The organism is Pseudomonas serboccidentalis, assembly GCF_028830055.1.
Classification (GTDB): domain Bacteria; phylum Pseudomonadota; class Gammaproteobacteria; order Pseudomonadales; family Pseudomonadaceae; genus Aquipseudomonas; species Aquipseudomonas serboccidentalis.
This window is the reverse complement of record NZ_CP101655.1, coordinates 3,534,608-3,546,188: the sequence shown is the minus strand read 5'-3', so window position 1 is coordinate 3,546,188 and position 11,581 is coordinate 3,534,608. Positions and strand designations below refer to the sequence as shown.

Annotated in this window: 11 protein-coding genes; 7 read left to right on the top strand and 4 right to left on the bottom strand. The window is 60.1% G+C overall.

All coding sequences use genetic code 11. The features are described from left to right. Positions 1 to 78 precede the first annotated feature (78 nt). Complete coding sequence (locus NN484_RS16065) at positions 79 to 903, top strand: alpha/beta fold hydrolase (protein ID WP_215501955.1); 825 nt, start codon at positions 79 to 81, stop codon at positions 901 to 903. A gap of 121 nt (positions 904 to 1,024) precedes the next feature. Further along, complete coding sequence (locus tag NN484_RS16060; protein ID WP_215501954.1) at positions 1,025 to 2,548, top strand: hypothetical protein; 1,524 nt, start codon at positions 1,025 to 1,027, stop codon at positions 2,546 to 2,548. 48 nt (positions 2,549 to 2,596) lie between these two features. Here NN484_RS16060 and dsbG read toward each other — a convergent pair whose 3' ends face one another. The 4 genes from dsbG to NN484_RS16040 all read right to left on the bottom strand — a co-directional run bounded on the left by dsbG (position 2,597) and on the right by NN484_RS16040 (position 6,753). Further along, a complete protein-coding gene (gene dsbG / locus NN484_RS16055) occupies positions 2,597 to 3,367 on the bottom strand; it encodes a thiol:disulfide interchange protein DsbG (RefSeq protein WP_215501953.1) in 771 nt (256 codons plus the stop codon). After that, on the bottom strand, positions 3,343 to 4,212 hold the full coding sequence (locus NN484_RS16050; protein ID WP_127648725.1) for a TlpA disulfide reductase family protein: 870 nt from the start codon (positions 4,210 to 4,212) through the stop codon (positions 3,343 to 3,345). Before NN484_RS16050 ends, dsbG begins: the two co-directional genes overlap by 25 nt. Next, positions 4,212 to 5,945: a protein-disulfide reductase DsbD gene (gene dsbD / locus NN484_RS16045; protein WP_215501951.1), complete on the bottom strand. Its 1,734-nt coding sequence runs from the start codon at positions 5,943 to 5,945 to the stop codon at positions 4,212 to 4,214. The genes NN484_RS16050 and dsbD overlap by 1 nt, the downstream gene beginning before the upstream one ends. A gap of 124 nt (positions 5,946 to 6,069) precedes the next feature. Continuing rightward, on the bottom strand, positions 6,070 to 6,753 hold the full coding sequence (locus NN484_RS16040; protein WP_215501950.1) for a hypothetical protein: 684 nt from the start codon (positions 6,751 to 6,753) through the stop codon (positions 6,070 to 6,072). A 295-nt stretch (positions 6,754 to 7,048) separates the two neighbouring features. On the opposite strand from NN484_RS16040, the gene NN484_RS16035 reads away from it, so the two are divergent. The 5 genes from NN484_RS16035 to NN484_RS16015 all read left to right on the top strand — a co-directional run bounded on the left by NN484_RS16035 (position 7,049) and on the right by NN484_RS16015 (position 11,529). Beyond that, positions 7,049 to 7,729 (top strand): response regulator, encoded by a 681-nt coding sequence (locus NN484_RS16035; protein WP_127648722.1) that lies wholly within the window; start codon positions 7,049 to 7,051, stop codon positions 7,727 to 7,729. Continuing rightward, positions 7,729 to 9,051: an ATP-binding protein gene (locus tag NN484_RS16030; RefSeq protein WP_215501949.1), complete on the top strand. Its 1,323-nt coding sequence runs from the start codon at positions 7,729 to 7,731 to the stop codon at positions 9,049 to 9,051. The genes NN484_RS16035 and NN484_RS16030 overlap by 1 nt, the downstream gene beginning before the upstream one ends. 128 nt (positions 9,052 to 9,179) lie before the next feature. Continuing rightward, a complete protein-coding gene (locus NN484_RS16025; protein ID WP_127648720.1) occupies positions 9,180 to 9,665 on the top strand; it encodes a GNAT family N-acetyltransferase in 486 nt (161 codons plus the stop codon). Between the two features lie 143 nt (positions 9,666 to 9,808). Beyond that, positions 9,809 to 11,221, top strand: a complete 1,413-nt coding sequence (locus NN484_RS16020; RefSeq protein ID WP_127648719.1) for an aspartate aminotransferase family protein — start codon at positions 9,809 to 9,811, stop codon at positions 11,219 to 11,221. Positions 11,222 to 11,304: 83 nt separating this feature from the next. Beyond that, complete coding sequence (locus tag NN484_RS16015) at positions 11,305 to 11,529, top strand: MbtH family protein (protein WP_016985437.1); 225 nt, start codon at positions 11,305 to 11,307, stop codon at positions 11,527 to 11,529. The last annotated feature ends 52 nt before the right edge of the window (positions 11,530 to 11,581 follow it).

Here is an 11,581-nt window from a genome sequence, read left to right as displayed (position 1 = left end):
TTCAGACATTTCCGGGGTTGACGATCCAGAACCGGCAGCCCAGTCTGCCGGTTCTCTTTTTCATCGCGGGAGTGGTCGATGCCTTTCTTCACGGTTGACGGACAAGCGCTGCACTACATTGATCAAGGTACCGGCCCGGCCGTGTTACTGGCCGGCAGTTATCTGTGGGACACCGCCATGTGGGCGCCGCAGATCGCTGCGCTGGCGCCGCACTATCGGGTGATTGCCTTGGATCTCTGGGGCCATGGCGAATCCGGGCGATTGCCGCCAGGCACCACGTCGCTGGATGACATCGCGCGACAGGCCGAGGCGTTGCTCGATCATCTGGGGATCGATCAGGTCACTTTGGTCGGACTGTCGGTCGGCGGCATGTGGGGCGTGCGCCTGGCGCTGTCGGCACCGCAGCGGCTCAACGGGCTGGTGCTGATGGACACTTACGTCGGCGTGGAGCCTGAGCCGACTCGTCAGTACTACTTCTCGCTGTTCAAACAGATTGAAGAAAGCGGCGAAATTTCCGAGCAACTGCTGGACATCGTAGTACCGATTTTCTTCCGCCCGGGCATCGATCCTCAATCGGCGCTGTATCAGGACTTCCGCGCCAAACTGGCGGCGTACAGCACTGATCGCCTGCGCGACAGCATCGTGCCGATGGGGCGTATTACCTTCAGTCGTGATGATCGGTTGCCGCGTCTGGGCGAGTTGAATGCCGCGACCACGCTGGTGCTGTGCGGCGATCAGGACAAACCGCGCCCGCCGTCGGAGGCAAAGGAGATGGCGGAGTTGATCGCTTGCCCGTGGGTGCTGGTGCCGGAAGCGGGGCATATCTCCAGTCTGGAGAATCCGCAGTTTGTGAACGAGGTGTTGTTGGCCTTTTTGGCTGAGCGAAACCATTCTATCGACTGAATCACCCTTTTGCGTCCCGCGCTACTGTCAACTCTGACAGTAGCGCGCTCCTCTTGAACAGGCATCAAATGGTTTCGCCCGGTGTGGGCTGAATCGAGTGATCCTCGACGGGAGAATCGTCATGTCCAATCAAGCAGCAAACGATCCTGAACTTCCGGTTCCAGTGGTAGTAGATGCATCGTACAACTCGACATTGCCACCTTGTAAGGCTCTGGACGGTACAACCGTACGCATCGATTTCCCGGGACTGAAACCCGAACATCGTCTCCGGCTCTTCTTGGTTGGACCCGGACATACTGAGGAGTTTACCACTCAGTCAAAAAGGGCTTCAGAGCCTGCTGAAGTTTTCATTCCTGCGTGGCTCGTTGGTCTATGTGTCGGCAAAACCATACAGCTCTGGTACGAGGCAAGTTTGGGGGAGGACGTGATGTTTTCCCATAAACTTGATCTGAAGGTAGAGCACATTCCTCCCGCCGATTTGCCAGTGCCGCGTTTACCTGAAGTCGTCAAAATCGAAGGTACTGTATTCCTGGATATGCGCAGGTTCTCAGGCAACCCTCGGGTTCAGCTTGCACCCTGGAAGTTCATCGATCTGAGGCAGCGAATCTGGATCAACGTTGTCGGGCAGCGCAATTATCCCAACCATGAAACGCTTCATTTGGTCACGGCACTGGAAGTGACATCAGAGCAGGTCAGCAACGGACTGGAGTTGACTATTGATCGAAGCTGGTTAAGTAGGCTCGACCATAGATCGGCTTTGACGTTGGAGACGTTTGTCACGTTCGACAAAAGTCCGAATATCGACAGTGCGCATGAATTGCCGCGCTGGACCAATCTATTGCTGAAATCCGATACCGATTTACCGGCACCCACCGTCACGCAGACGCTGAACGGTGTGCTGGATCCAGAGCTGGTCTCGGAAAATGCGATGATCGTCATCACGTACGACGGCATGCTACCCACCGACAGGGTCAAGCCGTGGTGGCGTGGCACTCCGGGGGAGGGGTCGCCTGAGCTGGAAACGGTTAATGGTAATTCAGCAGGAAGTATTGAGGTTGCCGTTAGTGTATCTGCAGTAGCCGCCAATGAAGGTGAAACGGTCGATGTGAGCTACACGGTTGAGCGGGATGGCATCGAGCGGCCTTCACCCATCACTCGAGTAACGGTGCAGAAACGACGCTATGTTGATGTAGAAAATTTTGATGAACAGGACGTAAAGCGGGTCAACGCAGCTGATAATTACACCTTCACCTTACCCACCATGTCGATCAGGTTGCTTGAGGGAGCAGGGACGGCAGGCATCATGCGCTTCGGCTCCACCACGGTCGGATTCGTTGAAGCGCTCTCTTTTGGTATGTGTATCAACTCTGGCATGACAACTCCGCCCCAGCGCTTCCAGTTTGATTTTCGGGTGGATTACGCTCGAATTTCGTTCACGTGGGCCCACCTTCACCATAAAGGTGTCGTCACGTATTTCGATATCAATGGTGAGGTCTTGGGCACGAATGAGTATCACGGCATAAGCGAAGGAGGCCAACTCCATCAATTGATCGAGTTCGTCGCCCCTGGCCAGTCTCGAATCAAGAGTATGCGAGTTGAAGCCGAGGACTACAGCTTCCTCGACTTCTTCACAATGTGTGGTTGATCGTTCCGGCAACAATCGAAGCCCGTTCTTCAGAGCGGGCTTTTCTCTTTACTTAGGCCCGAGAATCTTAGCCAGTTTGTCCGGCGAAGGCGCCCCTTGCTGCTGTTGCAGTTCACCCTTGTCGTCCATGTAGAAGATTGCCGGTGTCGCCTGCAACTCCAGGTCTTCCATCAACTGCATGTTGGCGGCCAGTTTGGTCTGCACCGCCGCCGGAATGTCTTTCAATGGCTTGAGTGTGCTGGCCTTGCCGGCTTTCTCGTGGTCTTCCAGGGCCTTGGCCGGATCTTTCGCCGCCAGCAGCGCGGCGGATTTCGCCGGGCTGTCCTCGCGGATGATTCCGACCATGATGTGCCGCAATTGCACCTTGCCGGCCTTGACCCATGGTCGCGCCTGCTCCCAGAACATGTTGCAGTATGGGCAGTTCGGATCGCTGAACAGGTACACGGTGCGCGGTGCGTCCTTGCTGCCGTCCTGAATCCAGTTGCTGGCTTCGAACTTGCCCCAGATTTCCTTGGCCATCGGCGCGTAGACCAGTTTCTGCAGCGGTTCGCTGCTCAGGTCCTTGCCGTCGGCGTCGTACAGATTGCCCAGCAGCACGTGTTGACCGTCCGGCGTCAGGTACAGGGCCATGCCGCGGTTCTGGTACTGCGCCGCATAACCGCGCAAGCCGTCCGGGGCGTCGAACTGGCCGACGATTTTCGCGCCCTTGGCTTCGATCTGTTTGATCGCGGCGGGCAATTCTTCGGCGGCCTGTACCGACGGCAGGTGCAGCAGGGCGGTGCCCAGAGTCAGCGTCAGCAGGTGGCGGAGGCGGGGCATGGCAGTTTCCTTGCAGAGGTGGCCGGTGCGGCGGTTGGGTTCGGACTGTCGAAGTTTTCCAGGGCGCGGGCCAGGCTGGCGTTCGACAGCTCGCCCAGATGGCTGCTCAGCAGACGTCCATCAGGGCTATAGAACAGCGTAGTCGGCAGCGCCATGGAACCCACGGCCTGACCGAGTCGGCCGCTGCGGTCGAACAGCACGTTGTTCAGGCTCAGGCCCTGGGTTTCGAGAAAGGTTGCAACGCTTTGCATGCTTTCGGCTTGATTGACGAACAAAAAGGTCAGGTCCGGGCGTTGTTGTTGAGCGCTCTCCAGCACCGGCATCTCGCGCCGGCAGGGTGGACACCAGGTCGCCCACAGGTTGATTACCAGCGGGCCACCCTGATAATCGCTGAGCTCAATGGTCTCCCCGGCGGCGTTGCGCAGGGTGATCTCCGGCAGGCGCGTGCCTTGTTCGTAGATGTTCAACGACAGGGTCGCCAGCAGCCAGAACACGACACCGCTGGCCACGCCAAAACCCAGTGGCCGACGCAAGCCCGGTCGGCGCCAGCCGCGATACAACGCCGCCAGCAACAGCACGATCACCCCCGGCCAGGCGAGGAACCCGCCATCGCGCAGGTCGATGATCTGCCACGGATCGTTGCGATAGTGGCCCCAATACAGGGCGACAAACGCCACGCGTGCCGCGAGCATGCCAAGCAGAAACAGGCTGAACAGCGCCGACTCGGGGTTATCGCCGCCACGTTTGGCCACCCGCCAGCCGACAAGGGTCGCCAGCGCCAGGGCACTGATCAGCAGCAGGTGGTTAAGCGCGATGGCAAAGGTGCCGAGGGTGAACGTCAGCATCAGTTGGCATCTCGGGTGGTGGTCCAGCGTTGCAGGAACGTATCGGCATCCACCTCACCGGTGATGCGCTGGCTACGTCGTTCTTCGCCGTCGGCGCCGATCCAGACAAAACTCGGTGGCCCCGGGACTTTGTAACGGCCGAGCAGCTCGCGGCTGGCGGCATTGTCGGCGGTGACATCCAGGCGCAGCAGACGCACATCGCTGAGTGCCTGCATGACTTTGTCCTTGCCGAACACTTGTTTCTCCATGACTTTGCACGACACGCACCAGTCGGCGTAGTAATCGAGCAACACCCACTGCCCCTGAGCCTTGGCGGTATCCAGTTCACGCTGCAGCGCTGCCGGGTCCTTGATGGTGGTGAAAGCGTCATGGCCGCTCGGCGTTGCGCTGGCGACACGACCCGCGCTGTACACCTGCAGCGGCTGATACGGGTCATCACCGCCACCGGCGGCACCGATCATCAACAGGCTGCCCCACAGACCGAGCAACAGCGAGCTGGCGCCGAACATCTGGGCGACACGCCCGAAGCCTTCCGATTGCTTCCAGGCACAGAACGCAGCGATCAGCAGCAGCGCGCCGCACAGGCCCAGCCACAACGAGGAGTCCAGCACCGGGCGCAACATCAGCAGCGCAGTCGCCAGGAACAGGAAACCGAAGATGCCCTTGAGCAGGTTCATCCATGCCCCGGGTTTTGGCAGGAAGCGGTTGCCGACGGTCACCAGCAGCAACAGCGGCACACCAATGCCGATGCCCAGCGCGAACAGAATCAGGCCACCGTGCAGCGCATTGCCGCTCTGGGCGATGTACAGCAAGGCGCCGGCCAGCGGTGCGGTCATGCACGGGCCGACCAGCAGACCGGACAAGGCCCCGAGCACCCCGGCACCGATCAGGCTGCCGCCGTTGCGGCTACGCGAGGCGTGTTCGAGGCGATCACGCAAGGCCACCGGCAATTGCAATTCGAAGAAGCCGAACATCGGCAACGCCAGCACCACGAATACCGCCGCAAACGCACCGAGCAGCCAGGGATTCTGCAGCCATGCCTGCAGGTTGGCGCCGAGCAGAGAAGCGATCACGCCCATCGCGGCATACACCAGTGCCATGCAGATCACATAGCTGCTGGCCAGGGCGAAACCACGCCGTGGCGTGGCACCACTGCCGACGACCATTCCCGCCAGAATCGGCAGCATTGGCAGGGAACACGGGGTAAATGCCAGCAGCAGGCCAAGGCCGAAGAACACCAGCAGGCTCCAGCCCAGCGCTCGCTGTTGCAGGCCGCTGGCCAAGGCTTGATCCGGCGCTTGCGCGCTGGTCGTCGGCGTGGCTTTGCCACCCAGATCGATGACCCGGGTTTGCGGTGGATAACACAGGCCGGCATCGGCGCAGCCCTGATAACTGACCTTGATCTGACCGCTGGCCGAGGCCGGGACTTTTACCTCCAGCCCCTGGCGATACACCGGTTGTTCGCCGAAAAATTCGTCGCTGTGGGATTCACCCTCGGGCAGAACCGGCTGTTGTTCGGCCTTCAGACCGTCGAGTTTCAGGCGCTTCTGATACAGGTAGTAGCCGTCGCTGATCTGCCAGAACAGTTGGGTTTCCCCGGACTCCAGGCGTTCGGAGGTAAGCACGAACGCTTGGTCGACCGGCAGAAATTCCGGTTTGGTCTCGAATGGATTATTTCCCGCCTGAGCCAGGCCGGAGATCAGCAGTGCAAACAAAAGAAAAAAATGACGCATGGAGGAGCCTTGTCCCTGTGCAAGTGGAATGCACAGTGGCGGGTAGCGATTAACCGATGATTAACCGCCCCGCACGATGCCGGATGGAACCCCGACGTCGATGCACTGGTGCCTGCAAATGGCCTCAGTCCGTCAGCAGACCGGGCCAGGTTGATTCGGAGATTGTATACGGGCCGAATAGTTTTTTCGCGCCCTGTTCATATCGCAGATACTGGTTGTCATTCAGGAAGATATAAAAATATGTGTCGAAAGTCGGGTAGTCATTCAGGGCGGCAGTCATCATGCGTCCTTGATATTGTGTCAGCTCATCCCATGGAGAGTTTTTGAGGGGCAGTACTTGCAGGTTTGTCGAGTAAATCTCGTAAGTCAGATAGTTACCGTCGTTCAGTAATATCCAGTAGGTGTATCCTTTCGAGTTGTTTTCGTTGCACATTGCACCGACTATTTTATAGTAATAAGGCAGTAACTTTGCCCATTTGGATTGCGCGACGGGGGTGTTCGATACGGCCTTGTCATATCGCTGGTTGAATTCACAGACTGATGGAGTATCGCCATCGTCGTAGAACAGCCAGAGGGTGTCGATACCGCCGTCCCAGCTGGGGCTGGTAGTGGTAAAGCCAAAGCGCAAGTCTGCGGCAGTCTTGTCGAAGCCTTCCCAGTGTTCGTCAACCGATTTGGGGTAACCGGAGAGAACTTTGTTATCTCCGATGTCGAAACGGGCGTAAGTGTTCTTTTCTCGGAAAAAGAAATAAAGACGGTCAGGGCCGGTGCACCAGTCAACGGCAGCGAAGTTTTTGCTAGTGGTCATTTTTACGGTTTCTCAAGTAATTTGTGATTGGTCTTTCTGGTTGGGTGTTTAGTTGTTGTAAAGTTGCTGGGCGAGATTAGTTTTCGCTGCTTTGTTTGTATAGTTCGAGGGTGTTGTATTTTATTTCGGTTAGTTTGACTTGTATTTGCCGGATGGTATTTTGTACGTGCCCCCGATGGGGTATTACCGGTCAACGCAGGCGAGCTATGAAGCCTCTGTCTGGTCGGTTGTGGCCCGGCCATAATTGCGGCTTAATCCTGTTCTGTTCGACTTGCCTTTTTCTCAGGGAACCACCATGCACGTACTGGTTTGCGAAGACGATGAACTGATCGCCAGCGGTATCGTTGCCGGTCTCACTGCCCAGGGCTTGACGGTCGAGCACGTCAACACCGCGTCGAAGGCGCGGGCGATGCTCAAGGTTGCCGAATTCGACGTGATGGTGCTCGATCTCGGCCTGCCCGATGAAGATGGCCTCAAGTTGCTGCAACAATTGCGGCAACAGGGCCTGGAAATTCCGGTGCTGATTCTGACCGCGCGCGATTCGGTCACCGATCGGGTCGATGGTCTGCAGGCGGGGGCTGACGATTACCTGCTCAAACCGTTCGATCTGCGTGAACTGTTCGCCCGCCTGCAAACCTTGTTGCGCCGGGTCGCCGGACGCAGCGTCAACCTGATTGAACACGGCGCACTCACCTACGACCCGAGCAGCCGTGAAACCACTCTGGCCGGGCAATCGGTGGACTTGTCGCGGCGCGAGCAATCGCTGTTGCAGGCGCTGCTGCACAACCGTGGCCGGGTGCTGTCCACCGAGCAATTGAAGGACAGCGTCTACGGCTTCAATGACGAGCTGGAGAGCAACGCCCTCAACGTGCATATCCATCACCTGCGCAGCAAGCTCGGCAAGGGCATCGTCGAAACCGTGCGCGGTCTGGGCTATCGCCTCGGGCCGGCCGATGGTGGAGAGCAGCAGAAGTGATGAGTCTGCGTCTGCGCCTGAGTCTGACCCTCGGCGCCGCGTTCGCCCTGATCTGGGCCCTGGCCGCGGCCTGGATGCTCAGCGACCTGCGCAATCAGATGATGTTTTCCCTCGACCAGCGGCTGGTGGCTTCGGCGCGCATGGTCGCCGGGCTGCTGGAGCAATTGCCGGCGTTGCCGAGCAAGGGCGAGGGCACCCATTTCAGTGCCGAACAGTTGAACATTCCCGGCGGCATGGCCTGCCAGGTCAGTTCCTTGCGTGGGGAGATTCTGGCCCGCAGCCACAGCAGCCCCGAGCAAACCCTGGAAGCTGCGAAAATGGGCTTCCATGACCAGATGATCGACGGCGCGCCGTGGCGCAGTTTCACCCTCGCACGAGGTGACGTGCGGATCACCACCGCCGATCGGCAGATCGAGCGCGAAGCGCTGAACATGTCGATCCTGCTGGCGGCCTCGGTGCCGGTCGGCGTGGCATTGCTCGGTTGTCTGTGCCTGTTGTGGCTGGGCATCGGTCAGGGCCTGGCGCCACTCAATCGCCTGCGCGAAGCCTTGATGCGGCGCAATGCCGACTCGCTGGAACCCTTGCAACTGCAGTCGTTTCCCAGCGAACTGAAACCATTGCTCGACACCCAGAATCAGCTGTTCCAGCGCATTGGCAAGACCATCGAGCGTGAGCGGCGGCTGACCGGTGACGCCGCCCATGAACTGCGCAGCCCGCTGACGGCGATCAAGACCCACCTGCAAGTGGCGCGCATGACCGAGGGCAGTGCCCGCGATCAGTCGCTGGCGCGGGCCGAAGAAGGCGCCGACCGGATGCACCGCACGCTGGAGCAACTGTTGTTGCTGGCACGGGTCGAGGGCAGCCTGTCATTTGACGACGGTGTGCAGTGCAGCGCCGAGCAGGTGGCGAAACTGGCGATGCAGGATGCGGCTGGCGGCGAGCGCCAGCGCATCAAACTGCAATTGCCGACGTCGCTGTCCAGCGCCCCGGTGCAAATGCCGGCGGTGCTGTCGATTGCTGCACTGCGCAATCTGCTCGACAACGCCCTGCGTCATACCCCGGCGGACGCTAACGTGGAATTGAGCCTGGAAACCGTCGGTCAGCGCGCACGCTTTGTGGTGCGCGACCACGGCCCGGGAATTGCCGCCGAAGATCTGCAGCATCTGACCCAGCGCTTCTGGCGCAACGGCCAGAGCACCGGCTGCGGCCTCGGCCTGGCGATCGTGCAAGCCATCGTCCAGCGCTGTGCCTGCACCCTGCATTTCGACAGCCGCCCGGATGGCTTGAGGGTGGAACTGACGATGCCGCTGCAATCCATCTGACACCACCGCAGATCTCCCGTGGGAGCGATGTTCGGGCACATCAAATGTAACGTCTGCGCATTGGTGATTCGTCAGTCCCGGCGGTATGGTCGGGGCTGCTCTGACTCAATGGATTGAGGGACCGCAGCATGGAAGCAGCAATCTGCATCTGCCCGGCGAAACCTGCCGACGCCGGCATTATCAGCCGCATCATCGAGCGTTCGATCCGCGTCGGTTGTGCGCTCGAACACCGCAACGACCCGCAACTCGTCAGCCGCTGGATCAGCCGGCAATCCGTGGAGGTCATCACGGCGCAGCTTGTCGATCCGCATTGCTACCTGAACCTCGCCTTGTTACAGGACAAACCGGTGGGTGTCGGCATGGCCACGGCCAGCGGTGATATCGGGTTTTGTCATGTGCAGCCGGAATGGTTTCGCCGTGGCGCCGGGCGGGCGTTGCTGATGGATCTGGAAGGCTGGTTGCGAATACGTGGCGTACCTCAGGCGAGTATCGCCAGCACGCGCACCGGCGCGGCTTTTTATCGGCATTTGGGCTACTGCGAGTCGGCGCCACTCGCCTGCGATCAGGGCTTGCACGGCGTGGCGCTGCACAAGCCGTTGCCATTGCCCGACTGACAACGCGATCAAGGGTGTAAATCCTCGCCCCGCTTAAGCGTTTCCAGAACAGGAAAACCTGCATGTGCGCCTCGCGACCGGAACGCGCACCTGTGCGGTGTGCTGTTTTGGTCACTATCCATAGTGTATTGAGGGGTCGAGAGATGTCAGTCGCCACCAGCCTTATCGAAGAGTCGTCGGCCCGGATCGCCTCCGCTCCGACGGAAATCCTGTATCAGTTCCACGAATCGCCACTGCTGGCCCGCCAGAGCCAGCAGGAATCCAACGCCCGCAGTTACCCGCGCCGCATTCCGCTGGCACTCAAGCGCGCCAAGGGGCTGTATGTCGAAGATGTTGAAGGCCGTACCTTCATCGATTGCCTGGCCGGTGCCGGCACGCTGGCCTTGGGGCACAACCACCCGGTGGTGATCGAGGCGATCCAGCAAGTGCTCGCCGATGAATTGCCGCTGCATACCCTAGACCTGACCACGCCGGTCAAGGATCAATTCGTTCAGGACCTGTTCGGCCTGCTCCCGCCAGCGCTGGCCGCCGAGGCGAAGATCCAGTTCTGCGGCCCGACCGGCACCGATGCGGTGGAAGCCGCGCTGAAACTGGTGCGTACCGCCACCGGGCGCAGCACCGTCCTGTCGTTTTCCGGCGGCTATCACGGCATGAGCCAGGGCGCGTTGAGCCTGATGGGTAGCCTGGGGCCGAAAAAGCCGTTGGGCGCCCTGCTCAGCAACGGCGTGCAGTTCATGCCGTTCCCGTATGACTACCGCTGCCCGTTCGGCCTCGGTGGCGCCGCCGGGGTCAAAGCCAACCTGAGTTATCTGGAAAACCTGCTCAACGATCCCGAGGCCGGGGTCCAGTTGCCGGCAGCGGTGATTGTCGAAGCGGTGCAGGGCGAGGGCGGGGTGATTCCGGCGGATATCGAGTGGCTGCGCGGCTTGCGCCGAATCACCGAAAAGGCGGGCGTGGCGCTGATCGTCGACGAGATCCAGAGCGGTTTCGCCCGCACCGGCAAGATGTTTGCCTTCGAACACGCCGACATCGTCCCGGACGTGGTGGTGTTGTCCAAAGCCATCGGCGGCAGCCTGCCATTGGCGGTGGTGGTCTATCGCGACTGGCTCGACACCTGGCAACCGGGTGCCCATGCCGGCACCTTCCGTGGCAATCAGATGGCGATGGCCGCCGGTTCCGCAGTGATGCGTTATCTGCTTGAGCACAAGGTCAGCGAACACGCTGCGGCCATGGGCGAGCGCCTGAGCGAACACTTGCGCATCCTGCAACGCGACTTCCCGCAACTGGGCGACATTCGTGGTCGCGGCTTGATGCTCGGGGTCGAATTGGTTGACCCGGACGGTACGCCAGATGCCCTCGGTCATCCGCCGGCCTTCGCCCGTCTGGCGCCGCTGGTGCAGCGCGAATGCCTCAAGCGCGGGCTGATTCTGGAGCTGGGCGGCCGCCATGGCGCGGTGGTGCGTTTCCTGCCACCGCTGGTGATCACCGCTGCCGAAATCGACCGCGTCGCCGAGATCTTCGGTCGAGCCTTGGCCGCCGCCACGGCTGTTGGGTAAATTTTTCGCAGCGCCCCACGTTCTTTCTACAGACCCGGCTGCACTTCGTGTGCAGCCCACCCCTACAGTGATGGAGAACCACCATGACGTCAGTATTCGACCGCGAGGACATCCTCTTTCAGGTCGTGGTCAACCACGAAGAGCAATACTCGATCTGGCCCGATTACAAAGCCGTGCCGCAAGGCTGGCGCACCGTGGGCAAGAGCGGCCTGAAAAAGGAATGCCTGGCCTACATCGAAGAAGTCTGGACCGATATGCGTCCGCTGAGTCTGCGTCAGAAGATGGAAGGGCAGGCGGCGGCTCAGTAACTCGTCGGTCAAAAAGAAACCCGCTGGACTGGTGACCGTCAGCGGGTTTTTC

What these genes read in the sequence shown, in the direction of transcription:
- NN484_RS16065 (WP_215501955.1), top strand. Translation starts at nt 79, where the DNA reads ATGCCTTTCTTCACGGTTGACGGACAAGCGCTGCACTACATTGATCAA.
- NN484_RS16060 (WP_215501954.1), top strand. Translation starts at nt 1,025, where the DNA reads ATGTCCAATCAAGCAGCAAACGATCCTGAACTTCCGGTTCCAGTGGTA.
- dsbG (WP_215501953.1), bottom strand. Translation starts at nt 3,367, where the DNA reads ATGCCCCGCCTCCGCCACCTGCTGACGCTGACTCTGGGCACCGCCCTG.
- NN484_RS16050 (WP_127648725.1), bottom strand. Translation starts at nt 4,212, where the DNA reads ATGCTGACGTTCACCCTCGGCACCTTTGCCATCGCGCTTAACCACCTG.
- dsbD (WP_215501951.1), bottom strand. Translation starts at nt 5,945, where the DNA reads ATGCGTCATTTTTTTCTTTTGTTTGCACTGCTGATCTCCGGCCTGGCT.
- NN484_RS16040 (WP_215501950.1), bottom strand. Translation starts at nt 6,753, where the DNA reads ATGACCACTAGCAAAAACTTCGCTGCCGTTGACTGGTGCACCGGCCCT.
- NN484_RS16035 (WP_127648722.1), top strand. Translation starts at nt 7,049, where the DNA reads ATGCACGTACTGGTTTGCGAAGACGATGAACTGATCGCCAGCGGTATC.
- NN484_RS16030 (WP_215501949.1), top strand. Translation starts at nt 7,729, where the DNA reads ATGAGTCTGCGTCTGCGCCTGAGTCTGACCCTCGGCGCCGCGTTCGCC.
- NN484_RS16025 (WP_127648720.1), top strand. Translation starts at nt 9,180, where the DNA reads ATGGAAGCAGCAATCTGCATCTGCCCGGCGAAACCTGCCGACGCCGGC.
- NN484_RS16020 (WP_127648719.1), top strand. Translation starts at nt 9,809, where the DNA reads ATGTCAGTCGCCACCAGCCTTATCGAAGAGTCGTCGGCCCGGATCGCC.
- NN484_RS16015 (WP_016985437.1), top strand. Translation starts at nt 11,305, where the DNA reads ATGACGTCAGTATTCGACCGCGAGGACATCCTCTTTCAGGTCGTGGTC.